The sequence below is a fragment of the Streptomyces sp. NPDC090088 genome, assembly GCF_044747345.1.
Taxonomy (GTDB): Bacteria; Actinomycetota; Actinomycetes; order Streptomycetales; family Streptomycetaceae; genus Streptomyces.
Map to the genome: position 1 here is coordinate 556,303 of NZ_JBIVDZ010000003.1, position 21,813 is coordinate 578,115.

The following is a 21,813-nucleotide window of genomic DNA, read 5'->3' on the forward strand; positions in this document are numbered from 1 at the left end:
CTCGCGGAAACGTCACCGGCGTGCGCGCGTTCCCCTACGGGATGCGGCGGTTCTCGGGACGGGGCCGGCTGCGGTGTACTCCAAGTCGCCCCAGTCGTACGGGCCGTGACGTCTGCCCGCGGTCAGCCGCAGCAGTCGCACCCTGGCCGGCAACCGCACACGTCCGCCTCCGCGTGTGCCGTCTCGGCCGTGGATACGGGGGCCTCGCAGCACCCCTTGCCCTGCCATGCGTCCCGGCCCTCCTTGACCGCGACGGCCGCGATGAGGAGGGCGGCGATCGGGTCGGCCCAGGACCAGCCGAGGGTGGCGTTGAGGACCAGGCCGACCAGGAGCACGGCCGACAGGTAGGTGCAGAGCAGGGTCTGCTTGGAGTCCGCGACCGCGGAGGCCGAGCCGAGTTCCCGCCCGGCGCGGCGCTGGGCCGCGGACAGGAACGGCATGACCGCGAGGGACAGGGCGGCGAGCACGATGCCGGGGACGGAACGGTCGGCCTCACCCGTGCCGGCCAGTGCCCGTACGGCGTCGACGGAGACGTAGGCGGCGAGCGCGAAGAACGAGACGGCGATGATCCGCAGCGTGGTCTTCTCCCGGCTGTCCCGTACGGCGTGCTCGCGCGCGGAGAACTGCCAGGCGACCGCGGCCGCGGAGGAGACCTCGATGACGGAGTCCAGGCCGAAGCCGACCAGGGCGGAGGAGGAGGCGACCGTGCCTGCGGCGATCGCGACGACCGCCTCGACGATGTTGTAGCCGATGGTCGCGGCTACCAGCAGCCGTATCCGGCGGGTGAGCGCGTCACGCCGGGCGGGCGCGGGGGCGGGGCCGAGGGGCAGGGAGGTCTCCTGGGCCATGGTCAGCAGCAGCCCTTCGTATCCGCGTCCGGGCAGGTGCGGTCGGCCTCCACGGCGACCACGGCGGAGCGTAGGTCGTCGAGCGCGTGGCCGAGGCGCTCGTCGGCGAGTTCGTAGCGAGTGCGGCGGCCGTCGGGGACCGTGACGACGAGACCGCAGTCACGCAGGCAGGCCAGGTGATTGGAGAGCCGGGTGCGTGAGACGCCGAGGGTGTCCGCGAGGTCGGCCGGGTAGGCGGGGGCTTCGCGCAGGGCGAGCAGGACGCGGCAGCGGATCGGATCTGCGAGCGCGCGGCCGAAACGGGCCAGCACCTCGATGTCGGGAGCAGCGGTCAGCACCCTTCGAGAGTACACAGAACCCTGAATTCAGGAAAGCGTGGACTATCGGTGGGTGCGGGGCGCCACGCCGAGATCGACGAGCAGGTCACCGACGAGGGCCTCGATCTCGTCGCGGATGGGGCGTACGGCGTCGGCACCCTGCCCGGCGGGGTCGTCCAGCTTCCAGTCCAGGTAGGTCTTGCCGGGGAAGACGGGGCAGGTGTCGCCGCAGCCCATCGTGATCACCACGTCCGACGCCTGGACGGCGTCCGTGGTCAGGATCTTGGGGGTCTCGGCGGAGATGTCGATGCCGACCTCGCTCATCGCCTCTACGACGGCGGGGTTGACCGTGTCCGCGGGGGCGGAGCCGGCCGAGCGGACCTCCACGGCGTCTCCGGCGAGGTGGATGAGGAACGCGGCGGCCATCTGGGAGCGGCCGGCGTTGTGGACGCAGACGAAGAGGACGGAGGGGCGGTCGGCGGCGGGAGCGGCGGGCATGGTGATGCCTTCCTGCGGGGCGGGTCAGGGGAGTGCGCGGGCGGTGGGTTCGGGCTCGCCGTGGGTCGTCGGGGTGTCGGGGCGTGTCGGGTCGTGTGGGGTCGCGCGGCCGAAGACCGCTGTCACGAGCGCCAGGCCGAGTACCGCGCCGCCGGCCTGTGCTGCCGTGAACGGTGCGATCGAGCCGGGTGCGATGCCGGCGAAGGTGTCCGTGAAGGTGCGGCCGATCGTCACCGCCGGGTTCGCGAACGACGTCGACGACGTGAACCAGTACGCGGCGCCGATGTACGACGCCACCGCCACCGGGGTGAAGCGGTCGCGGCCGGCTCGGGCCAGGCCGAAGACCAGGAGGACGAGGCCGGCGGTGGCCACGGTCTCGCCCAGCAGCAGGTGACCGGCCGAGCGGTCGTGTGTCGACCAGTGCACCAGTGGCTTGCCGAACATGGCGTCGGCCAGGACCGCGCCCGCGATCGCGCCCGCGATCTGGGCGGGGACGTACGCGGCGACGTCCCGCCCGCTGAGCCCCTCGTCGTCTGTGCGCCGACCGGTGAACCAGGCCGCGAGGGTGACGACGGGGTTGAGGTGGGCGCCCGAGACGGGGCCGAGCAGCGTGATGAGGACGCCGAGTCCGAGGATGGTGGCCAGGGAGTTGGCGAGCAGTTGGACGCCGACGTCCCGGGACAGTTCGGTGGCCTGGATGCCCGAACCGACCACGACCGCGACCAGTGCGGCGGTACCGACGGCCTCGGTCAGGGCGCGGCGTCGCAGAGGGGCGGCCGTCACGTCGTCGTCTTCGCGGTCGTCGTGGTCGTGAGGAAGGTGGCGAGCCGGTCGAGTGTCTTCGGGAGTGCCCAGTAGTAGACCCAGGTGCCGCGGCGCTCGCAGTCGATGAGTCCGGCCTGCCGGAGGAGCTTGAGGTGGTGGGAGATGGTCGGCTGGGACAGGTCGAAGGCCGGGGTCAGCTCGCAGACGCAGATCTCGCCGCCCTCCCCGCGGGAGGCGATCATCGACAGCAGGCGGAGCCGGACCGGATCGCCGAGGGCCTTGAAGGCCTTCGCCAGGTCGGCCGCCTGGTCCTCGTCCAGCGGTGAGGCGGTCAGTCCCGGGCAGCAGGCCGTGTCCCGGCCCAGCACCTCAAGCTCTTGATTCGACATGTGTCTATATTGACGTCCTTCGATTCAGGGCGCAAGGTTGCATCAACGAATGTCGATACAGGCCGTTCCGGGGCCCTGCCGTGCCCCCTCACCTGGGAGTGAGTCATGAGCGAGCAGTCCATCGAGCTGCGCGAGACCGTCCGGCGGCGGTATGCCGCGGCAGCCGTGCAGGTGACCGAGGGTGCCGCCGCCTGTTGCGGGGCGCAGCCGGTCGAGGCCGACGAGAACTTCGGCGCCACTCTCTACACCGACGACGAGCGGGGCGCCCTGCCCGCCGAGGCGGTCGCCGCCTCCCTCGGCTGCGGCAACCCGACCGCCGTAGCCGAACTCCGCGAGGGCGAACGCGTTCTGGACCTCGGTTCCGGCGGCGGCATCGACGTCCTGCTGTCCGCCCGTCGCGTCGGCCCGACCGGCAAGGCGTACGGGCTCGACATGACCGAGGAGATGCTCGCCCTGGCGCTCGCCAACGCGAGGAAGGCGGGCGTGGCCGGCGTCGAGTTCCTCAAGGGCACGATCGAGGCGATCCCGCTCCCCGCGAACACGATCGACGTGGTCATCTCCAACTGCGTGATCAACCTGTCCGTCGACAAGCCCGCCGTCTTCGCCGAGACCTTCCGCGTCCTGCGGCCCGGCGGTCGTATCGGTGTCTCGGACGTCGTCGCCGACGACGCGCTCACGCCGGAGCGGCGGGCCGAGCGCGGGGACTATGTCGGCTGCGTCGCCGGCGCCCTGTCCTTCGCCGAGTACCGTGCGGGTCTGGCGTCCGCCGGCTTCACGGACATCGAGATCACCCCGACGCACCTGGTCGCCGACGGCATGCACTCCGCTGTCGTCCGCGCGGTCAAGCCTTCCGGTGCCGTCGAGAAGAGCGGTTCGGCTACGACAGCCGGTTCGTGCTGCGGTGTCTCCGCGTGCCGCACCCCGGACGAGCAGGCCGACGACCCCTCGACCACGGCGGCCGAAGCCAAGACCGCACCGGGATCGGGATGCGGCTGCCAGGGCTGACACGGCTCTGCCGGACGGCACCGCGGCCACAGCCTCATGGGTGGCCGGCGCGGTCGACGGCCTCCTGGAGCGGTACGGCGACGGATACCTGAATCCGCGACCTCTCGTGCGGGCACGGCTGAAACCGGCCGCCGCGGCCGGCGCGCGCCTGCTGAACGGCCAGGTCACGGCCGTAGACAGGAATCCGCCTCCAGGCGGGTGAGGCGGATGAGGCGGGCCGGGGCGGTGCCTCGCCGCCGTGATGCGCACGCTGATTCCCGGCCCCGACGTCCCGTTGCCTGTCGTGGTCCGGGTGCTGGTAGAGCGTGGCGGTTCTCCCGGAGGGCTTCCGCCCCGGAGTTGGAAGTGGCCGTGGTGGTGACGGAGGGGGTCAGGCGGCGGTCCTGGCGGCCTCGATGATGAGGTCGGCCACGGCGTCGGGCTGGGAGATGGCCACCGCGTGCGACGCCTCCACGCGTACGACGTGCGATCCGGCGCGCTCGGCCATGAACTCCTGCGCCTGGCCGGGGATGGCATTGTCCTGAGTCGCGACCGCTGCCCACGACGGCAGTGTGCGCCAGGCCGGCGGGCCGGACAGCTCCGCCGTCAGGGCCTGCACGCGCACCGAGCGCTGGGTGACCGCGAGGACGTCGGTGACCTCGGCGGGCAGGTCACCGGCGATGACGTCCCGGTAGTGCTCGGGCAGGATGCGCAGCTCCGGCTCGCCCTCGTACTCGGTGGCGACGGTCGTGTCCGGGCCCATCCTGGCGCCCGGGAAGCGGGAGGCGTTCTCCAGGCAGCTCTCGCCCTCGTCGGGCTGGAAGGCGGCCACGTAGACCAGGGCCCGGACGTTCGACGCGTCGCGGGCGGCGCGGGTGATGATCGCGCCGGCGTACGAGTGGCCGACCAGGACGACCGGGCCGTCCACGGTCCTGGTGACGGTGGCCGCGTACCGGGCGTCGGACTCCAGGCCGCGGAGCGGGTTCGGGACGGCGAGGGTGGTGTAGCCCTGTGCCTGGAGCTTGGCGATGACGCCCTTCCACATGCCGGAGTCACCGAAGGCGCCGTGGACGAGAACGATGGTGGGGGTGTTGCTCATGGGTCCGTACCTCACAGAGAGAATGATCGGTCTTTCTGGGAGAAAGACTAGTCGTTCTCCCTGGGTGCGGCAACGTGACGAGGGCGACCGTCCAGAACGACTGGTCTTTCTTTACGATGGGTGTATGACGACCGCCTCGGAGCTCCACCCCAAGGACCGGCTGCTGCGCACCGCGTCCCGCCTGTTCTACGCGGAGGGCATCCACGCCGTCGGTGTCGAGCGCCTCATCACCGAGGCCCAGGTCACGCGCGCCACCTTCTATCGGCACTACCCCAGCAAGGACGACCTGGTCTCCGCCTACCTCACGACGACCGCCGAGGGGATCCGCGACGCCGTCGGCCGTGCGCGAGACGGTAGGTCACCGCGCGAGGCGATCCGTGCGGTGATGGCCGTCCTCGGCGACGCGACCCTCGAAGACGGCTTCCGCGGCTGCCAGTTCCTCAACGCGGCCGCCGAGTACCCCGACCGCACCCATCCGGTGCGCGCGGTCATCGACGACCAACGCACCTGGCTGTTCGAGGTGTTCCGCGAACTCTCCACCGACCTGGGCCATCCGGACCCCGGGCACGCCGCACGCGTGCTCGTCCTGCTGCACGACGGCGCGTTCCAGGCGGCGGAACTCGGCGACCCGGCGGTCGTCCGCGAAACCCTGCGCCGAGCTGTCGACGACGTGTTCCCCGCCGAGGAGGCCTGACCGTCACGTCATCGCGGAGCTGAGCGCGGTGCGTCGCCGAGGCTACGGCTGCTGGGAGCGGTGGCCGGCTTCGACGGCGGGTGGGGACGAGTCGTCGGGAGGCTGCCGGTAAGGGCGCTTGCCGGCAACGGAGTTGATCGGCAGGACGGTGCGCAGACGCCGACGGGCGCGGGCGTGCAGCCGGGTCATGAACTGGAGGGCCTGGGCGGTCGGTGTCGGATCGGTGAGATCGTCGGTCAGTGACACCTCGACGCCGCCGCTGAACTGTGCGGTGTAGTTGTACATGAAGCTGCACAGGCATGCCAGAGCGGTGCCCAGGAGGACCTCCAGCGCGACAGCCCCGGTGGCGACGACCAGCGTGTCCGCCGGCGTCGGCCACGCGCCCGGGGCCGCGATGTCCAGAACCACCGACGCGGCGAGCAGGGCACCGAGGACGCATACTCCCAGGCAGCCCAGGAAGAGGAAGCTCATCACCGTGACCGACCAGGGGTTGGTCTCGGATATGCGCATCCGGGTGGGCCGGCGCGGCGGAGCGTGCGAGAGGGTGTGATCACGGGTCGGCGCCGTGTGCGACGACCCGGGCTCGGGTGCCGTGGGGGTGAGCGCCGTCGATGCCGTCACGATGCGGGGCGCGATCCTCGGTGGCCGCTTACGGGCCCTGCTGCGGGTCTTGCTGCGCTTGGTTCCGGTCATGTCTACTCCCCGGTTGGTCTACACCTCCGACGTTATGGGCAGGTGTGCGGTCACGCACCCCCGGTGGTGACGGTGAGTGAGCGGGAGCGCGCCGGCCTCAGCGGTACGCGTCGGCGGCGAACCGCCGAACTCGCCGGGGCCGGACAAGGCGTCACCCATTCGGCCTACGTCGGCCGCACAGGTCGGCGCCGTACGACGCCCAGCCGCCGTCTCCGTGGAGTGCGGCGGTGTCCGCGGGACCCCATCGGGGACTGTGATGCGGTGTCAGTTCACATGCCGGGCGAAGAACCTCAGCGAGCTGTCGATCTCGAACGACGGCACCTCCCCGTGCCGGCCGGTGTTGGCGTGCAGCGTCTTCTCGGGTGAGGCCAGCGCGTCGAACAACGCCAGGCTCTGGTCACGCGGGACCAGCTGGTCGTCCCACTGGACCACGAACTGCACCGGTGCGGTGATCCGCGCGGCGTCCTCGGCCAGACCGTGCACGCCGAGCAGGCCCAGCACCGCGGCCCGGATCCGGGGTTCCGCGACGATGAGCGGGATGCCGAGCCCGCAGCCCATCGACATACCGCAGTAGCCCACCGGGCCGACGCCGACCTGGTCGAGGCGCTGGACCGCGGTCAGCACGGTCCGCCAGTCCGCGACGGCCTGAGGGGCCAGCCGGCTGTGCATGCCGGCGATCAGCGCGCCCGGGTTCTCACCGGCGGCGATGCCGGCCCGCATCCCGGCCGCGATCCGGCCGAACGCCTCGTCCTGGGGCCGGTCGCCGTGGTGGGGCGCGTCGATCGCGACGACCGCGAAACCCTCGGCGGCGTAGCGGCGAGCGCGGGCCACGTTGCCGGGGGCCGTCTTGTGCTGCCCGCCGCCATGGCCCAGCAGAATCAGGGGACGGGTACCGGATGCGTCTTCCGGCGTCCACAGCACGCCGGGGATCTCGTCGAGGGTGAAGAACCGCTCGGTGACGCCGTCCGACGACGTCAGGGAGGTGAAGCGCATCAGCGTGTCAAGCCTTTCGGGATGCCTTGTGCGGGCGCTCCCTAGACCACGCGGAGGAGGGAGCCCCGACCTGTCACAGCGTTGATCGGTCTCACCTCCTCGGACTCGCGGTCGTGCACGGCGGCGCCGAACGTATCACGGAGATCAGCACCCGCTCCCCGCCGGGACGAACACTGCCTGATGCGGCACTAGTTGCTGACGGCGAAACGCATGAGGGCGTGCTCGTCCCCCTGCTTGATCCTGCCGGTCGTGTTGATCACTTCGAGCTTCCAGCTGCCGCCGACCCGTATCGCCTTGGCCACGGCGCAGCCGTTGTCCTGGGTGAGCAGGCTGGGCCAGATGTCGGCGACCTGCTGAGAGCTGCCTCCGGTCGCGTCGTAGACCTTGAAGCTGATGTTGCGCGCCTTCTGGAACGAGCTGCCCTTCTTGTACGCGGCGGCGACGAACACGATCGCTGTGATGTTGGGCGGGATCCGGGCGAACTCGACGGTCACCGTCTCGTCGTCACCGTCCCCGTGGCCGGTCTGGTTGTCGCCGCTGTGGACCAGCGAGCCATTGCCCATGGGGTCGGGCGAGTCGAGACCCGCGAGGCGCACCGGTTCCCCGCCCTGCAGGGCGATGGCGATCAGGTCGAGGTCGGTGCCGGACTTGCGGCGCAGCTTGCCCAGCACGCCGCCGCTGCTGCCGGCGGTGGGATCCCAGGACACCCCGATGGACAGATGGGTCACTCCGTCCAGGTCGGCCGGGCCGTCTTCCTTGGTGAGCGTGATCATGCCGTGGCTCGTCCTTGTCTCTCAAAGGGACTACAACACGCAAAGTGTGCCCGCCGTCTTCACACCCTCCCGCGAGGGGTCCGCCGAGCACGTGAGGCAGCCGCAGCGCGCCGAAGCTCGCCAAGGCGACCGTCAAGCACTCCGGATCCGCCTGGCAGGCGACCGTCCACAACCCGGCCTCCGGTGCCGTCGCCCCGCGAGGAAGGCTCGCGGCGCGAACCTGCCCCTGAGGGCGGCACTTCGCGCCATGCGGTCTCAGTCGGCGCGCGTCACCTCGACCGAGAGGTCGTTGTCCACTGTGTAGTACGGCCGCACCATGGCGCCGTCGACATCGACCGACGGGTAGACGAAGACCTCCTTGCGGTCCGCCACGTCGTCGAGGAGGCGGGCGACGCGGATGAAGGGAGTCTCGGGGGCGGGCCGGACGAAGACGTTCCAGACGCCGCCTCCGGAACCCGTGGCCTCGGCCAACTCGGCCAATTCCTGGTGGGTGACGGTGAAGGAGAAGGCGCGGTCCTCGGGTTCTGGCCGTGGCCGCAGGGTCCGTACCGTGCCGCCGCTTCCGCGCAGACGCAGTTGCACGGTGGCCCCGCTCCGGAGGGACGTGCCGTGCAGGCGTGCGGTCACCGTCATCGAGCGGTCCGTGACGTCGATGCCGTCGGCCTCCGCGTGGGCGGGGCGCAGCCAGGCCCGGACCGTGAGATGGCCGTCCTTGGTGACGTAGGGGATGCGCACGGCCAGCGGGGAGGGCCGGTCGCGGAGGTGTCCGTCGACCAGGGCCCGCAGATCGCGCAGCCCCGGGCGCAGCCGCTCGCGTCGCGCCTCTGGTCCGCCGAGCAGGTAGACGTCCCAGCGGCCTTCCGCGAGGACGGGTTCCGGGCCCAGGACGGCACGTCGGCGACCGTCCGCGGCCGGCTCCAGATCGAGGACGTGCAGGACCTTCTCGGGCTGCCCCTTCTTCGGACGCAGCCGCAACAGCAACCGCTCCTCGCCCCCGGCCGGTCCTGGCGGCAGGGCGAAGGTGATCCGGCCTTCGGCGTCGACCGTGCAGTCCACGTGTGGTTCGGTGCTCACCGCTGCCTCCTGCGCAGCGCACGTCGCCGCATGTCGTCGGCCGCGGAGTACGCGGAGTACGCGGCGTCGCGGGCGGCGAAGCCGTGGCCGGACAGGACACGGTGCACGCGGGCGCGTTCTCGTACGACCCGGCGGCCGGCCCTGCGCGCCGAGACCGCCTCGGAGATCAGTTGCTCGGCCTGCCCGACAACCGGCCCGGGAGCGAACCGGCGCGCGTTCTCCAGGGCCGCCCGGCCCGCGCGGCGTCGCCGCTCGTCGTCGCGGACGAGTTCCAGCAGGGCCGCGCCCAGCGCCTCCCGGTCCCCGACGGGCACGAGCCGGCCGTCGACGCCGTCCGCGATGATCTCACCGGGGCCGTACGGGCAGTCCGTGCTCACCACCGGCAGCCCGCAGCGCATCGCCTCGACGATCGTCATGCCGAACGGCTCGAAGTCGGACGATGCCGCACCGATCGACCCCTTGACCCACTCCGCCTCCATCGGTGTCGCCGCGCCCATCAGGAAAACGTTGTCCCACAGGCCGAGTTCCGCGATGAGCCGCCGTAGCCGGTCGCGCTCCTCGCCCTTGCCGTAGATGCGCAGCCGCCAGTCGGGGTGCTCGGCGGCGACGGCGGCGAACGCCTCGATGAGCAGGTCGTAGCGCTTGACCGGGACCAGCCGGCCCGCCGCGACGACCACCTTCGACGTGCCGTCCGCGGCGGGCAGCGCGGGATCCGGCACGCTGTTCGGGAGGGCCCGTACCCGTATGCCGGGCAGCCGCATCTTGCGCCGGTAGGCGGCGGCGTCCGCCTCCGTCACCGTGGTGACCACGTCGAGCCCGCGGTAGGCGCGGCGCAGCGCCGTCCGCAGCCGGGGCGAGTGGTTGTCCAGGGTGAGGTGCTCCTGCCCGATGCGGGCGACGTGCCGCGGAGCCTGGAGCGCGAGGTGCACGTTCAGCCCGGGCCGGGTCCCGATCACCACGTCGGCGTCGATGCCGGCCAGGCACTCGCCGATCCGCCGGTCGGTCAACTCGCTGTACTGCCCGTACCGGTACTCGGCGCGCGGGAACACCCGGGCCGGCCTGAGATGTGACGGGTGCTCGTTCTCGTGCCGGAGGTCGACCAGCGGACGCAGCCGCACCCGCGGGTCCAGGTCGAGGTTCGGGCGCTCCCGGTGACGCAGTACGGAGACGATCTCCACCTCGTGCCGTTCGGCCAGCGCCTGGGCCAGGTTGAAGGTGGTGGTGATGGTGCCTCCGATCCCGTAGCCGTTGTGCAGCAGGAAAGAGATCTTCATGATGGTGTGGACTGCGCCAACACCCGTGCGGTTGCCTTCTGTTACCACTTCGTACGGCTCTTCGTAACTTTCCCGTACCTCTCGGCGGGGGGAGTGCGGCGACGCCGCCGACGTCCGAGACGGCCCCGGCCTCGGCAACCGCCTGTGCGGTCGGGGGAGTCGACCCCCGTGTCGCCCCACACCTGGCCGGGCTCTGCGCTGTGTGCCGCGGCTTCGGTGGTCTGTAGGGGCGCCGGGGGTCTGGTGCGGTGCTCGGACGGTCAGGGGCGGAGGAAGACGACCGAGCGCAGTTTCAGGCGGTCCGAGGCGGGGTTGCCGTGGGGGCGCAGGGTCCAGGAGTCGCCGGTGCAGTCGGGGTTGGTGAACAGCCGGGCGTAGGCGTCGGTGTCGTTGTGGGGAGCGAAGGCGGGCTCGGAGGAGTTCGGGTCGGCGACCTCGGGGAGCGTGACGCACTCGTCGCTCGGCGGGTCGTGGAGGGTGCCGGTGGCGGGGTGGCCGTCGAGGCCGACGTACTGGTAGTGGAAGTCGCCCGTCGCGGCATAGGCCGGTGAGGTCAGGGCGGCCGCGAGCGCGAGGGCTCCGCAGACGGGGGCGAGGAGGTGTCGAAGACGCACGGAGGTTCCCGTTCCATGGGTGGGGGCCAAGGTCATCCGGACATCTGTCCGGCCCGGGGCGGGGGCACTCGGTCGATCCCTGCGGAAAGGTTTCCCTCTCACTCGCGGGGAGTACCGCCCCTTGATCCGCACGAGCGGTCGGTGCGCTGACCGGCCCTCTCGCGTGGAGGTACTCGGCCGGCGGTGCCCACCCGCCAGGTGACCGCCCCGCCCGTGTGGTGTGTCCGCCCGGCCGGTCTCCACCCGGTGGGATACGGTCCGCCCGACGACCGGCAATCTGATCATGTGGGGCATATCGCCACGAGTGGCGCGGGGCGCTGTGCGCCTCGGCTCCCGGACGCGTCGCGAGGGATCGGAAGCGTGTTGAGCGAGTTTCGGGGAGAGCGATGGGCCTGGCGTACCTGAGGTCGGACGCCGACCGGGCACTGGGCGTCGGTATCGGCCGGGTGCTGGTCAGGGAGGCCGTCGGCTGTGGCCGTGATGTGCTCCAGGGCGCCCGGCGGGCCCGCGGCGGGAGTCGGCTGTCCGTGCCGTACTGGATGGCCAGGCGGTTCGTCGGCGCGGCGGGGCGTCCGCTCGACGACGACAGGCTGGTGGCCCTGGACTTCGGCACGGCCGGCCGCCCGGCGCGGGTGTGCGTCCGCAGGAACCAGAGCGACCTGCTGATCCTGTGGCAGATCTTCCTGCGCCGTTTCTACGAGTTGAACGAGATGTACGTACTCGACGAACGCCTCGACACCCTGGAGACGATCGTCGACCTCGGCGGCAACACCGGCCTGGCCGCCTCCTACCTCACCGCCCGCTACCGGCCGCGCACCCTGCTCACCGTCGAGCCGATCCCGCAGAGCCGCGCGGTGCTGCACCGCAACGCCGAACTGTCCGGCCTGGACTGGCTGGTCGACCCCCGCGCGGTGTCCGGCGCCCCGGGCACCCTGGACTTCGCCGTCAGCGGCTTCTGGGACACCTGCACCGCCGTACCCGCCGTGTCCGAACTGCGCCGCTCACGGCCGTACCGACTGGAGAACGTCCTCGTCCGGCCCCCGGTCTCGGTGCCCGCGACGACCGTCGGGGAACTCCTCGACGACCATGGCATCGCCCACGTGGACCTGCTCAAGGTCGACGTCGAGGGCAGCGAGGCGGAGATCTTCGCCGACCCGCACCCCTGGCTGGACCGGGTCGACCGGATCGTGATGGAGATCCACGACAAGTACATCGACGGCGACCGGGTACGCGCCACGCTCCGCGGGGCCGGCTTCCGGCGGATCCCGCCCCGCGTACCGGATCCGGCCGGGTTCAACCCCGTCGAGCTTCACGTCCGCGCGTGACCGGCCCCGGCGGGGCGTCGGCAGTTGACCGGGACGCATGCGGGAGAAGGGCGCGATTACGCTGGTGCGGGTGGACCTGAACCTGTTGACCGCGCTCGACGCGCTGCTGGAAGAGAACAGCGTGCAGGCGGCGGCCGACCGTCTCCACTTGTCCGCGCCCGCGCTGAGCCGGGCCCTGACCAGGATCAGGCGGTCGACGGGGGACGACATCCTGGTCCGTACGGGGCGCACGATGACGCCCACGCCGCGGGCCGTGGCGATGCGCGACGAGGTGCGGGCCCTGGTGCAGCGCGCGAACGAACTGCTCGGGCCCGCGCAGGAGTTGGACCTGGCCGCGCTGCGGCGGACGTTCACCGTCCAGGGGCATGACGCGCTGATCGGGGCGCTGTACCCGGCGCTGCTCACCCGGGCCGCCGTCGAGGCGCCGGGGCTGAACCTGCGGTTCCTGCCCGAGCCGGCGGTGGACACGCCCGACCTGGCGCGCGGGCACGTCGACCTGGAGGTGGGGGCGACGGTGCCCGCGTCACCGGAGATCAGCCACGAGATCGTGGGACACGACCGGCTCGTCGCGGTGTTCCGGGCCGGCCACCCGCTGGAGGAGGACTTCACCCTCGAACGGTTCGCCACCGCGTCGCACGTCATCGTCTCGCGGCGCGGCCGGCTGCGCGACGGGCTCGACGAACTGCTCGCCGAGCGCGGACTGGAGCGCAGGGTCGTCGCGGCACTGCCCACGGCCGCGCTGGCGCTGCAGGCCGCCGCGCACAGCGACACCGTCGTGGTGGTCGCCCGCCATCTGTGCGCGCGGACCCGGGACGATCTCGGGCTGCGCACCCACGACCTCGACCTGGACCTGCCCGCCGCGCCGGTGGTGCTCGCCTGGCACAGCCGGTACGACACGGACCCCGAGCACACCTGGCTGCGCGGGCACTGCCGTACGGCGCTGGCGGAGGCGTTGGCGCAGTAAGGAGAGGGGCGGGCGGGGCGGTCAGCGTGCGAGCGGGACCAGGATCCGGCCGTGCGGGCCCGTGTCCGCGGCGTCGAGCATCGCGGCGGCCACGGTGGCCCTGCTGACGCCGGCCGGGAAGATCCGCCGCGGTACCCCGTCGAGGGACACGCTGCGCCAGGTGGCGCTGACCGGTCCGTCGGACATCGGGCCGACGTGCAGGACGGTGCCGCCCGCGGTCAGGATCGTCTCGTCCGCGCCGACCTTGTCGTCGAGTTCGGCGCGGAGGAACACGCCGAGCAGCGTGCGGGTCAGCCACCCGGCGGCCTTCGCCGACCGGCCGGTGCCCAGGGCGCCGACGGACACGACCCGGGCCGGCGCGGCCGCGACGATCGCCCGGGCACCGGCGGTGAGCACGCCGGGCTTCTCCCCGTCGCCCGTCCCGAGGGCGGACAGCACCGTGTCGCGGCCGTCCAGGGCCCGGGCGATCGCCTCCGTGTCGAGGACGTCGGCGGCCACGCGGGTCAGCCGGGGTGAGTCCGGGAGCGCGATGCGGTCGGGGTGCCGGCAGATCGCCACGACCTCCTCGCCGCGGTCGAGGGCCTGCCGGGTGAGTTCGGTACCGACGCCGCCGGAGGCGCCCAGGACGGTCAGCGTCATGACGAGAGCACCTCCAGTGCGGCGGCGTGCACGCCGGGGGCCGCGACCAGGATGTCCGGGCTGTTCAGGTCCCAGGGCTTCCCCGACAGGTCGCTGACGAGGGCGCCGGCCTCGGTGGCCAGCAGGGTGCCCGCGGCCGTGCCCGGCAGGTCGGGCTCGTACTGCCAGAAGATGTCGGACTGTCCGGAGGCGACCCTGAGCAGCGGGAACGTCGTCGGGACGGTGTTGCGCACCAGCAGCGCGCGGTCCGACATCGCCGCGACCGCCCGGCCGAACCTGGCGTGCGTCCCGGGGCTGTTGCCGGCCTGGCTGGCACCGGCGATCGCCGCGTCCAGGTCGGTCTTGGAAGACACGCGCAGCGGCTCGCCGTTGCGCCACGCGCCCGTGCCCCTGACGGCCGTGTAGGTCAGGTCGTCGACCGGCTGCCGTACGACGCTGAGCTGCGGGACGCCGTCCCTGACCAGCGCGATCGTCACCGCCCACTCCGGCAGGCCGTGCACGTGGTTGACGCCGCCCTCCGCGCCGTCCACGATCCACCACTCCCCGGGCGGCAGGTTCCGCTCCTCCTCGTCGTCGAACCAGCCGGCGCTCGGCAGGACCCCGTCCAGCACCTCGCGCACGGCGGCGACCGAGCCCGCCTCCAGACCGGCGCCCAGGTGGTACATGGCGGCCCGGTCGGCGGGCCTCGCCCGCGGGTCGAACCTGGCCTTCAGGAAGTCGGCTCCCCGGTTCGCCGCCTCCACCACGGAGTCCAGCAGTCCGTCGTACGCAGTCATGGTCTTTTCCCCTCGCCTCGACGTAGTCGTCGCCGCCGCGTCGCGTCGACAGTCACAGTCAAAGGTCTGCGGTCGCATGAATCAAATGCACTCTTGTCAATCGAAGATTTACCCAGGCGCATCGGGCGCATCGGAAGGTGGCGGCTCTACCCTTCCTTCATGGTGGAACCCGGACCGACTCACGCGGAGGATCCCGACGACTCCGTCATCCCAATGCCGGTGTCTCCCGGGCGAGTTCGTCTGGTCACCGCCGGCATCGTGCTGGGGCTGGCGGTGATCATGGTGGTGCCGGCCTGGCTCGCGGCACCGCTGGCGGACCCCGCTCCGATCTTCATGACGGCGGGCGTCATCGCCGGGTTCGGGGCCTGCGCCCTGCCCCACCTCTGTGTGGCGCGAAAGCCCTGGCACAGGCACGGCCCCGGCGGGCGGTTCCTGACCACCCGAACCTGGACCGGACACCGCACCCTCGACCTGCACCGCCTACGGAGCGTCCGGACCTGGAAAGAGGTCTATCGCGGAGGCGCCACCACGTACCTGATCGTCACCGACGCCTCCGGTACACGGCTCGGCTTCACCGGCCCCCAGGCGGATCGCCTCATTCGCCGATACGCCGTCGAGCGGCCCCGGGGCACCCGCACGAGCCGTCCGATACGCGTGTCCCGTCTCGCCCGGGCCGACCTGGGCGTCGAGCCGCTTCCCCGCGGCCTCTCCGCCCTCCGGTCCCTGCTCTCCGTGGAGCGGTCCGCCCTGTTGATCGTCGGTCCGATGATGGTCTCGGCCGCCATCGCGTCCCACTGACGTTCACGTTCATCCGGTTCATCCGGCCGGCGGCCCGCCCGCCTCGTCCGCGACCCCGACGTCCAGCAGCGCCTCGTCCGTGCCGCCGTCACGGGCACCAGGGTCAACGCGACGGCCGGCATGTTTCCCAGCTGACCGATCGACGCCCGCGCACGGTCAGGGAGCCGGCCCCTCGCAAGGGACGAGCCGGCTCACCGGAACCGAACGGGGTGTGCGTCCGGGTGCGCAGCCGGGCGGGGCGGCAGTACCGCGGAGACCACCGTGCGGGACGAGGCCATGACGTCGTTCACGAAGGGCAGGCGCCCGATGCCGAGCCGGCGCAGTCCCGGGCCGTGGTCGATGGCGACGACGAGGCAGACCGCGAGCAGCAGGAGGCGCCACAGGGTCATCACCGGGCGGCGAACGGCGCGGGGCAGCTCGGCGAGCGAGGCGTGCAGCCGCTCGCAGTGGAACGGGACGTGGCGCTGCTCGTCGGAGAGGATCCGCTCCGCCACGTCCGTGGTGAGCGGGTCGTCGGTGCCGTCGCGCAGTGCCCGGTAGTACCGCAGCGCCACCACTTCCGCGATCATCAGCACCAGCAGCTCCATGCGCAGGCCCATGAGACGCCGCAGCCGGACGAAGACCGTGTCGCTCCAGTGCCCGGTCAGCGTCGGCACGCCGCCCGCGGCCAGCAGCCCGGCCAGCAGCCGGGCGTGGTTCTGTTCCTCGGCGACGAAGAGCCGGACCGCCCGCGCGTAGTCGGCGTCCCCGGCCTGGTCCGCCTTGCCGACGAGGTTGGCGCCGTCGCCGTCCTCGCCGACCTGGAACCGCTGGATGCCGGCCCACACCGCCGGATGCAGCGTCGCCTTCCGGCTCCAGTCCGGATCACCCTGGGCACGTCTGCGCTCGCGCTCCGCCTCGAAGCGCCTGGTCCACCCGGCGAAGCCGTCCGTACGCACCCGGTCTCCCCTCTCCGGAACACGGCCACCGTGCTCCGGAGAGGGACGACGCGGGCGGACACCGAACCGTTCCGCGGATCCCGGTCAGCCCCAGGGCGAGCCGGTCAGCAGCCCCCACGGAACGCCGCCCGGTATCAGGGTCGGTACCTGCGGGGCGGTGCCCAACTGGCCCGCACCCGCACCCGCACCCGCACCGGCACCAGTTCCCGCACCGGAGCCCGTCCCCGCACCGGAGCCCGTCCCCGAACCCGCACCCGTGCCCTGTGCGAGTCCGGTGGCCCACAGCTGGTCGACCCGTGCGCGCTCGGCGGCGTTCGGGTAGCGGTTGGTGCAGGACGTGCCGGCGCTGCCGCCGGACATCAGCTCACTGCACGGGCCGCCGTAGTCGTCCGACAGGCCCAGCACGTGCCCGGTCTCGTGGCTGGCGACGCGGATCGAGTCGTACTGCCGGCTCTGGGTGTAGTCGATGAAGACGTAGCCGCTCCCGTGGCCGTCGGTGGAGGCGTAGGAGCCGCGGGAGTCGTTGCCCTCGTAGTAGGAGAAGTCGCCGCCGCTCGACGACTCCTGCAGCTTGACGTTGGACTCGGAGCTGTTCCAGATGGAGGCCGCGCTCGCTATCTGCGAACGGAAGCTCGGGGCGTGCGAGGTGTTGTAGTAGACGGTCACCGTCTGTGCGCCCGGCTGCGCCGCGCGGCGCTCGGCGACCGACTTGAGCACGGCCTGGAAGAACGCCGTGTTGTCCGCGGCCTCCTCGGCCGACCCGTCGTACCGCGCCACGGAGGTGGCGGCGGCGGACGGGACGGTGGCGGCGGACGGGGCGGCGGCGGCCGTCTGGGCGCTCGCCGGCACCGCCGCGCCCAGCACGCTGGAGGCCAGGCCAAGGCCGAGGGCCAAGAGTCTCGGGGACGTTCGGGACGAGTTCATGTGGGGGGCTCCTCCTCACTCGGTGACGCCGAGCGCCGGTGCGGGGCAGACCCTGCGTGAAATCCGGTTCCGAACTGCGGCGACGTCCTGTGGGTCGACATTCTTAGAACGGCTCCACAGGGAGCGCAAAGGGTCCCTGCCACTACGTCGCCTCGTAGGCCCCGGAACCTGGCCGGGGCGGTGCGCGGGTCTCCGGTCCGCGCGCGGCGGCGGGAGGGAGAAGCTGTCGCGGCGTCAGATTCCTTGCGTCACCGGGAATCGGGCGCGCGAGCCGGGTGGGCGGAGTTCCGGGGCGCGCGCCGGGAATCACATCTCAAACAAGACGGACAAATAACCAAATGTCCGCCTCGCCGTGTCTACTAAGCGCGCCGGTGAGGTGGTGGAGAGCCGTGACCGACGTCATAGAACACGGTGTTCCTCAGGGGTGCTGGTGCGGTGCCTCGCCCGGCAGCCATTGCAGGGCGAACCAGAGTTCCATGCGGGTTCCGGGGTCCTGGAGGTCGAGGTCGAGGAGGTCCGCCACCCGCGCCAGGCGGTGGCGGACGGTGTTGCGGTGGACCCCCAGGGCCGTCGCGGTGCGGTCCCAGCTGCCGTGCAGGGTGAGCCAGGTGCGCAGGGTGCCGAGGAGGACCGGGGTGCCTGGTGGACCGGCCTCGTCCAGCGGGGCGAAGCGGGTGCGGGCCAGGTCGCGGGCGTCGGCCGGTGCGACGAGCGCGTGGAGGGTGAGGGGGTCGGCGGTGTGGACGACGGCGGGTGTCCCGGTCGCGAGGGCGCGTTGCAGGGCGCGTCCGGCCTGGATGTCGGCGTGCGGCAGGTCGCCCGCGGCCGCCGGTGCGCTGTAGCCGAGGACCCAGCCGAGGTCGGCCGCCCGGTCGGAGACCCTGGGCCCGGCGTCGGCGGCGCAGGGGACCAGTGCCTTGAGCGCGGGGCCGTCGATGTGCACGTACGGGGTGCCCAACAGACCGGAGAGGGTGGCCAGTTGAGCCGGTCCGGCGGTCGCGGGGGCGCCGTCGCGGTGGCGGCCGTGAACCACCGTCCAGTGACCGCCTGCCGTCGGCCCTCCCGCCGTAGACCCGCCTGCCGCCGGCCCTCCCGCCGCCGACCCGTCGCCGGGGATCAGGGCCGGGGCGACCTCGGCGGGGGTGGCTCCGAGCATGAGCAGGACCAGTGCCCCGACGCTGTGGGTGTCGGTGCTCAGGGCGTGCCGCGGGCTGGTCAGCAGGGCCAGCAGGACCGTCGCCGTGCCGGTCACCTGGCGGTGCACGACGGTCGGGGGAGTGGCGGCGGCCTGGCCCAGTGCCAGCGTCGCGGCGGTCGTACGCCCGTCGCCGGCCGGCAGGGTGTGGACGGTGAGGTGGACGCCCAGGTCGGCGTCGTGGACCGCCGCCGCCGTGGGGCCGGCGTCCCGCCGCAGCGTGCGGACGGCGAGGTCGCGCAGCAGGTGGGGGGAGGCGGGGCGGTGGCCCGCCGAGAGGAGTTCGGTGCCCTGGGCGTCGTACAGGACCGACCAGGCTCCGGTGTGGGCGGCGAGCTGGCCGAGGACGGACCGGAGGGCGTCCGGGCGGGCGGCGGCCGAGGCCAGCGCCGACTGGGCCCGGGAGATCTCCCGGAGCTCCCGGTTGCGGGACGCGGCGATCGCCGCGTAGGCGGCCTGCCCGACGGCGACGAACGGGGTGGCGGGCGGGAGCCGCAGGAGCGGGAGACCGTGCCGGTCGCAGGAGCGGACGAGTGCGGGCGGCACCTCGGCGTGCACGGGGGCCACGCCGAAGCCGAGCGCGGCGACCCCGGCGGCGACCACCCGTCGTACGTAGGTGTCGATGCCGTCCGCGTCGTCCGGCAGCCGCACGCCCGAGGTGAGGAGGAACTCGCCGCCGACCAGGTAGGGCGTGGGGTCCTCCAGCTCCGTGGTGCCGACCGTGCCGACCGTACGGTCCTCGGCCGCCGGCCCGGCGACCTGGGTGAGACCGAGGGCGGGGTCGGCGAGGAGCACGCCGAGCGGCACGGACGGCTGCTCGGCGTTGGCGGTTTCATCCAATGAACGCCTCCACATTGGACAGAAGCGGCACTTCAGGGCCAGTACACCTCGTCGCTACGGTCATGTCACCCCCCCCCCGCATCCCCGCTCCCTCCCCGGAGGTCCCCGTGACCGTCGACTATCTCGTCATGGCCGCCTACCTGCTCGGCATCATCGGTGTCGGCTGGTGGGGCAGACGCCGTGCCGCCTCCAAGAGCGACTTCCTGGTGGCCGGCCGCCGGCTCGGCCCGCTCATGTACACCGGCACCATGGCCGCCGTCGTCCTCGGCGGCGCCTCCACCATCGGCGGTGTGCGCCTCGGCTACACCTACGGCGTCTCGGGTGCCGCCATGGTCGGCGCCATCGGCCTCGGGCTGCTCGCGCTGAGCGTCTTCTTCTCGGCCCGCATCTCCCGGCTGCGCGTCTACACGGTCGCCGAGATGCTGTCGCTGCGCTACGGCGACGCCGCGAGCGTGATCTCGGGCGTCGTCATGTGGGTCTACACCCTCATGCTGGCGGTGACCTCGACGATCGCCTACGCCAGTGTCTTCGACGTCCTCTTCGACGTGCCGCGCTGGGTCGCGGTGGTCGTCGGCGGCACGATCGTCGTCGGCTACTCGGCGCTCGGCGGCATGTGGTCCATCACGCTCACCGACATGGTGCAGTTCGTCGTGAAGAGCGTCGGCGTGCTGGTCCTGCTGCTGCCGATCGCGGTGGTGAAGGCGGGCGGCTTCGGCGCCATGGCGGACCGGCTGCCCGGCGGCTACTTCTCTCTCACCTCCATCGGCGGGCAGACCATCGTCACCTTCGTGCTGATCTACACCTTCGGCATGCTGATCGGTCAGGACATCTGGCAGCGCGTCTTCACCGCCCGCAACGACCGGGTCGCCGCCTGGGGCGGGACCGTCGCCGGCGTCTACTGCCTGGTGTACGCCCTGGCCGGCGCGTTCATCGGGATGGCGACGAAGGCCCTCTACCCGAACCTGGCCGAGGCCGACCAGGCCTTCGCCACCATCGTCCGGCACGCCCTGCCGACCGGCGTCCGCGGTCTGGTCCTGGCCGCCGCCCTGTCCGCGATGATGTCCACCGCCAGCGGCGCCCTGATCGCCTCCGCGACCGTGGCCAACCAGGACATCTGGGCCCGGCTGCGCCGCCGTACCCCGTCGGCCGACCACGACGAGATCGGCTCCAACCGGCTCGCCATCGCCGTCCTCGGCGTGGTCGCCATGGCGATCGCCTGTGTCCTCGGGGACGTCATCGAGGCGCTCACCGTCGCCTACAACCTGCTCGTCGGCGGTCTGCTGGTGCCGATCCTCGGCGGCCTGGTCTGGCGGCGCGGCAACCTGCCGGGCGCGCTGACCGCGATGATCGCGGGCGGGACGACGGTGATCACCCTCATGGTGACCGACGGTCTGCTCGCCAACGAGCCGATCTACTACGGCCTCCTCGCCAGCCTGGTCGCCTACGTCGCCGTCAGCGTGGCGACCCGGCCGACCGAGGAGACGGTCCTGGAGACCTGGCGCCGCCGCCTGGCGGGCGAGCAGGCCCCGGCACCGGCCGTGGCTCCGGAACTCAACGCGGCCTGACCACCCCCGCATCCGACAGCACCCGCACGTGCCCGTACCTCGCTGAAAGGCCCCCGATGCCCACCCCCTCCGCGGACGAGCTCCGACTGCGCCGTGAACTCGCCGCCGTCTACCGCCTGGTGGCCCACTTCCGGATGACCGACCTGATCTTCACGCACATCTCGGTACGGCTCCCCGGCCCGGAACACCACTTCCTGATCAACCCCTACGGGCTGCTCTTCGAGGAGATCACCGCCTCGAACCTGGTGAAGATCGACCTCGACGGCAACCCCGTCGAGGAGAGCCCCTACCCCGTCAACCCGGCCGGGTTCGTCATCCACAGCGCGATCCACTCCGCCCGCGAGGACGCCCACTGCGTCCTGCACACCCACACCCGGGCCGGCTGCGCGGTCGCCGCCCAGGAGGAGGGCCTGCTCCCGCTCAACCAGATCTCCATGGAGTTCTACGGCAGGCTCGGCTACCACTCCTACGAGGGCGTCGCCCTCAACCTCGCCGAGCAGCGGCGACTGGTCGCCGACCTCGGCGGCCACCCGGCGATGATCCTGCGCAACCACGGACTGCTGACCGTCGGCGAGACCCCCGCCCAGGCGTTCCTGCGCATGTACTACCTGGACAAGGCCTGCGAGCTGCAGACCACCGCCATGGCCGGCGGCGCGAAGCTCGTCCTCCCCGCCCCCGAGGTCTGCGAACTCACCGCCCGTCAGCTCACCGGCGAGGACCACGGATCCGATCTCCAGGACGAGCAGGCCTACGGCCTCGCCTGGTCGGCACTGCTCCGGCTCGTCGACCGCATCGCCCCCGACCACAGGAACTGACGAAGGTAAGAGTCGGGTA

Annotated in this window: 24 protein-coding genes; 7 read left to right on the top strand and 17 right to left on the bottom strand. The window is 72.2% G+C overall.

Annotated features, from left to right (window positions below; genetic code table 11):
* Positions 1 to 122: 122 nt before the first annotated feature.
* Genes ACIPSJ_RS18420 through ACIPSJ_RS18440 form a run of 5 tightly spaced genes read right to left on the bottom strand, consistent with a single transcriptional unit; the run spans position 123 to position 2,817 of the window.
* Entirely contained in the window at positions 123 to 848 is a 726-nt protein-coding gene (locus ACIPSJ_RS18420; RefSeq protein ID WP_401346878.1) for a cation transporter, read from the bottom strand.
* A 2-nt stretch (positions 849 to 850) separates the two neighbouring features.
* Complete coding sequence (locus ACIPSJ_RS18425) at positions 851 to 1,186, bottom strand: ArsR/SmtB family transcription factor (protein WP_401346879.1); 336 nt, start codon at positions 1,184 to 1,186, stop codon at positions 851 to 853.
* 42 nt (positions 1,187 to 1,228) lie between these two features.
* Positions 1,229 to 1,663, bottom strand: coding sequence for an arsenate reductase ArsC (locus ACIPSJ_RS18430; RefSeq protein ID WP_401346880.1), 435 nt, complete (start codon positions 1,661 to 1,663; stop codon positions 1,229 to 1,231).
* Between the two features lie 24 nt (positions 1,664 to 1,687).
* Positions 1,688 to 2,446: an aquaporin gene (locus ACIPSJ_RS18435; RefSeq protein WP_401346882.1), complete on the bottom strand. Its 759-nt coding sequence runs from the start codon at positions 2,444 to 2,446 to the stop codon at positions 1,688 to 1,690.
* Entirely contained in the window at positions 2,443 to 2,817 is a 375-nt protein-coding gene (locus ACIPSJ_RS18440; RefSeq protein WP_401346885.1) for an ArsR/SmtB family transcription factor, read from the bottom strand. The genes ACIPSJ_RS18435 and ACIPSJ_RS18440 overlap by 4 nt, the downstream gene beginning before the upstream one ends.
* A gap of 105 nt (positions 2,818 to 2,922) precedes the next feature.
* Between ACIPSJ_RS18440 and arsM the strand changes: the two genes are divergently transcribed.
* Positions 2,923 to 3,822 (top strand): arsenite methyltransferase, encoded by a 900-nt coding sequence (gene arsM, locus ACIPSJ_RS18445; RefSeq protein ID WP_401346887.1) that lies wholly within the window; start codon positions 2,923 to 2,925, stop codon positions 3,820 to 3,822.
* 370 nt (positions 3,823 to 4,192) lie between these two features.
* Here the strand turns inward: arsM and ACIPSJ_RS18450 are convergent, their stop codons facing one another.
* On the bottom strand, positions 4,193 to 4,900 hold the full coding sequence (locus ACIPSJ_RS18450; RefSeq protein ID WP_401346888.1) for an alpha/beta fold hydrolase: 708 nt from the start codon (positions 4,898 to 4,900) through the stop codon (positions 4,193 to 4,195).
* A 124-nt stretch (positions 4,901 to 5,024) separates the two neighbouring features.
* Between ACIPSJ_RS18450 and ACIPSJ_RS18455 the strand changes: the two genes are divergently transcribed.
* Positions 5,025 to 5,594: a helix-turn-helix domain-containing protein gene (locus ACIPSJ_RS18455; RefSeq protein ID WP_359206551.1), complete on the top strand. Its 570-nt coding sequence runs from the start codon at positions 5,025 to 5,027 to the stop codon at positions 5,592 to 5,594.
* A 42-nt stretch (positions 5,595 to 5,636) separates the two neighbouring features.
* Here ACIPSJ_RS18455 and ACIPSJ_RS18460 read toward each other — a convergent pair whose 3' ends face one another.
* The 6 genes from ACIPSJ_RS18460 to ACIPSJ_RS18485 all read right to left on the bottom strand — a co-directional run bounded on the left by ACIPSJ_RS18460 (position 5,637) and on the right by ACIPSJ_RS18485 (position 11,015).
* The gene (locus tag ACIPSJ_RS18460; RefSeq protein WP_401346890.1) at positions 5,637 to 6,287 is read right to left on the bottom strand and encodes a DUF3566 domain-containing protein; all 651 of its coding nucleotides are present in this window, start codon (positions 6,285 to 6,287) and stop codon (positions 5,637 to 5,639) included.
* 264 nt (positions 6,288 to 6,551) lie between these two features.
* The gene (locus ACIPSJ_RS18465) at positions 6,552 to 7,280 is read right to left on the bottom strand and encodes a dienelactone hydrolase family protein (RefSeq protein WP_401346893.1); all 729 of its coding nucleotides are present in this window, start codon (positions 7,278 to 7,280) and stop codon (positions 6,552 to 6,554) included.
* A 188-nt stretch (positions 7,281 to 7,468) separates the two neighbouring features.
* Complete coding sequence (locus tag ACIPSJ_RS18470; protein WP_359206545.1) at positions 7,469 to 8,053, bottom strand: TerD family protein; 585 nt, start codon at positions 8,051 to 8,053, stop codon at positions 7,469 to 7,471.
* Between the two features lie 255 nt (positions 8,054 to 8,308).
* A complete protein-coding gene (locus ACIPSJ_RS18475; protein WP_401346895.1) occupies positions 8,309 to 9,127 on the bottom strand; it encodes a hypothetical protein in 819 nt (272 codons plus the stop codon).
* A complete protein-coding gene (locus ACIPSJ_RS18480) occupies positions 9,124 to 10,401 on the bottom strand; it encodes a glycosyltransferase family 4 protein (RefSeq protein WP_401346898.1) in 1,278 nt (425 codons plus the stop codon). Before ACIPSJ_RS18480 ends, ACIPSJ_RS18475 begins: the two co-directional genes overlap by 4 nt.
* A gap of 260 nt (positions 10,402 to 10,661) precedes the next feature.
* Positions 10,662 to 11,015 (bottom strand): hypothetical protein, encoded by a 354-nt coding sequence (locus tag ACIPSJ_RS18485; protein WP_359206540.1) that lies wholly within the window; start codon positions 11,013 to 11,015, stop codon positions 10,662 to 10,664.
* Positions 11,016 to 11,401: 386 nt separating this feature from the next.
* Here ACIPSJ_RS18485 and ACIPSJ_RS18490 point away from each other — a divergent pair, with 386 nt between their 5' ends.
* Together ACIPSJ_RS18490 and ACIPSJ_RS18495 are read left to right on the top strand one after the other, a co-directional pair.
* Positions 11,402 to 12,340 (top strand): FkbM family methyltransferase, encoded by a 939-nt coding sequence (locus ACIPSJ_RS18490; protein ID WP_401346901.1) that lies wholly within the window; start codon positions 11,402 to 11,404, stop codon positions 12,338 to 12,340.
* A 70-nt stretch (positions 12,341 to 12,410) separates the two neighbouring features.
* Entirely contained in the window at positions 12,411 to 13,304 is an 894-nt protein-coding gene (locus tag ACIPSJ_RS18495) for a LysR family transcriptional regulator (protein ID WP_401346903.1), read from the top strand.
* Positions 13,305 to 13,325: 21 nt separating this feature from the next.
* On the opposite strand, the gene ACIPSJ_RS18500 is transcribed toward ACIPSJ_RS18495, so the two are convergent.
* Both ACIPSJ_RS18500 and ACIPSJ_RS18505 read right to left on the bottom strand, forming a co-directional pair.
* On the bottom strand, positions 13,326 to 13,943 hold the full coding sequence (locus tag ACIPSJ_RS18500; RefSeq protein WP_401346905.1) for an NAD(P)-dependent oxidoreductase: 618 nt from the start codon (positions 13,941 to 13,943) through the stop codon (positions 13,326 to 13,328).
* Positions 13,940 to 14,719 (bottom strand): inositol monophosphatase family protein, encoded by a 780-nt coding sequence (locus tag ACIPSJ_RS18505; protein WP_401346907.1) that lies wholly within the window; start codon positions 14,717 to 14,719, stop codon positions 13,940 to 13,942. Before ACIPSJ_RS18505 ends, ACIPSJ_RS18500 begins: the two co-directional genes overlap by 4 nt.
* Before the next feature lie 213 nt (positions 14,720 to 14,932).
* Between ACIPSJ_RS18505 and ACIPSJ_RS18510 the strand changes: the two genes are divergently transcribed.
* Positions 14,933 to 15,517 carry a hypothetical protein gene (locus ACIPSJ_RS18510; protein ID WP_401346909.1) on the top strand — a complete coding sequence of 195 codons (585 nt, stop codon included), beginning with the start codon at positions 14,933 to 14,935 and terminating at the stop codon, positions 15,515 to 15,517.
* Between the two features lie 191 nt (positions 15,518 to 15,708).
* Here the strand turns inward: ACIPSJ_RS18510 and ACIPSJ_RS18515 are convergent, their stop codons facing one another.
* The 3 genes from ACIPSJ_RS18515 to ACIPSJ_RS18525 all read right to left on the bottom strand — a co-directional run bounded on the left by ACIPSJ_RS18515 (position 15,709) and on the right by ACIPSJ_RS18525 (position 19,414).
* Positions 15,709 to 16,455 (bottom strand): ferritin-like domain-containing protein, encoded by a 747-nt coding sequence (locus ACIPSJ_RS18515; protein WP_401346911.1) that lies wholly within the window; start codon positions 16,453 to 16,455, stop codon positions 15,709 to 15,711.
* Positions 16,456 to 16,539: 84 nt separating this feature from the next.
* Positions 16,540 to 17,379: a snapalysin gene (gene snpA / locus ACIPSJ_RS18520; protein ID WP_401346914.1), complete on the bottom strand. Its 840-nt coding sequence runs from the start codon at positions 17,377 to 17,379 to the stop codon at positions 16,540 to 16,542.
* A 418-nt stretch (positions 17,380 to 17,797) separates the two neighbouring features.
* Positions 17,798 to 19,414, bottom strand: coding sequence for a PucR family transcriptional regulator (locus tag ACIPSJ_RS18525; protein WP_401346916.1), 1,617 nt, complete (start codon positions 19,412 to 19,414; stop codon positions 17,798 to 17,800).
* A 107-nt stretch (positions 19,415 to 19,521) separates the two neighbouring features.
* Here ACIPSJ_RS18525 and ACIPSJ_RS18530 point away from each other — a divergent pair, with 107 nt between their 5' ends.
* Positions 19,522 to 20,979, top strand: coding sequence for a sodium:solute symporter (locus tag ACIPSJ_RS18530; protein WP_401346918.1), 1,458 nt, complete (start codon positions 19,522 to 19,524; stop codon positions 20,977 to 20,979).
* A 56-nt stretch (positions 20,980 to 21,035) separates the two neighbouring features.
* A complete protein-coding gene (locus ACIPSJ_RS18535) occupies positions 21,036 to 21,794 on the top strand; it encodes a class II aldolase/adducin family protein (protein ID WP_359206522.1) in 759 nt (252 codons plus the stop codon).
* Positions 21,795 to 21,813: the final 19 nt, after the last annotated feature.

What these genes read in the sequence shown, in the direction of transcription:
- ACIPSJ_RS18430 (WP_401346880.1), bottom strand. Translation starts at nt 1,663, where the DNA reads ATGCCCGCCGCTCCCGCCGCCGACCGCCCCTCCGTCCTCTTCGTCTGC.
- ACIPSJ_RS18480 (WP_401346898.1), bottom strand. Translation starts at nt 10,401, where the DNA reads ATGAAGATCTCTTTCCTGCTGCACAACGGCTACGGGATCGGAGGCACC.
- snpA (WP_401346914.1), bottom strand. Translation starts at nt 17,379, where the DNA reads ATGAACTCGTCCCGAACGTCCCCGAGACTCTTGGCCCTCGGCCTTGGC.
- ACIPSJ_RS18510 (WP_401346909.1), top strand. Translation starts at nt 14,933, where the DNA reads ATGCCGGTGTCTCCCGGGCGAGTTCGTCTGGTCACCGCCGGCATCGTG.
- ACIPSJ_RS18455 (WP_359206551.1), top strand. Translation starts at nt 5,025, where the DNA reads ATGACGACCGCCTCGGAGCTCCACCCCAAGGACCGGCTGCTGCGCACC.
- ACIPSJ_RS18490 (WP_401346901.1), top strand. Translation starts at nt 11,402, where the DNA reads ATGGGCCTGGCGTACCTGAGGTCGGACGCCGACCGGGCACTGGGCGTC.
- ACIPSJ_RS18500 (WP_401346905.1), bottom strand. Translation starts at nt 13,943, where the DNA reads ATGACGCTGACCGTCCTGGGCGCCTCCGGCGGCGTCGGTACCGAACTC.
- ACIPSJ_RS18465 (WP_401346893.1), bottom strand. Translation starts at nt 7,280, where the DNA reads ATGCGCTTCACCTCCCTGACGTCGTCGGACGGCGTCACCGAGCGGTTC.
- ACIPSJ_RS18420 (WP_401346878.1), bottom strand. Translation starts at nt 848, where the DNA reads ATGGCCCAGGAGACCTCCCTGCCCCTCGGCCCCGCCCCCGCGCCCGCC.
- ACIPSJ_RS18440 (WP_401346885.1), bottom strand. Translation starts at nt 2,817, where the DNA reads ATGTCGAATCAAGAGCTTGAGGTGCTGGGCCGGGACACGGCCTGCTGC.
- ACIPSJ_RS18460 (WP_401346890.1), bottom strand. Translation starts at nt 6,287, where the DNA reads ATGACCGGAACCAAGCGCAGCAAGACCCGCAGCAGGGCCCGTAAGCGG.
- ACIPSJ_RS18505 (WP_401346907.1), bottom strand. Translation starts at nt 14,719, where the DNA reads ATGACTGCGTACGACGGACTGCTGGACTCCGTGGTGGAGGCGGCGAAC.
- ACIPSJ_RS18470 (WP_359206545.1), bottom strand. Translation starts at nt 8,053, where the DNA reads ATGATCACGCTCACCAAGGAAGACGGCCCGGCCGACCTGGACGGAGTG.
- ACIPSJ_RS18450 (WP_401346888.1), bottom strand. Translation starts at nt 4,900, where the DNA reads ATGAGCAACACCCCCACCATCGTTCTCGTCCACGGCGCCTTCGGTGAC.
- arsM (WP_401346887.1), top strand. Translation starts at nt 2,923, where the DNA reads ATGAGCGAGCAGTCCATCGAGCTGCGCGAGACCGTCCGGCGGCGGTAT.
- ACIPSJ_RS18535 (WP_359206522.1), top strand. Translation starts at nt 21,036, where the DNA reads ATGCCCACCCCCTCCGCGGACGAGCTCCGACTGCGCCGTGAACTCGCC.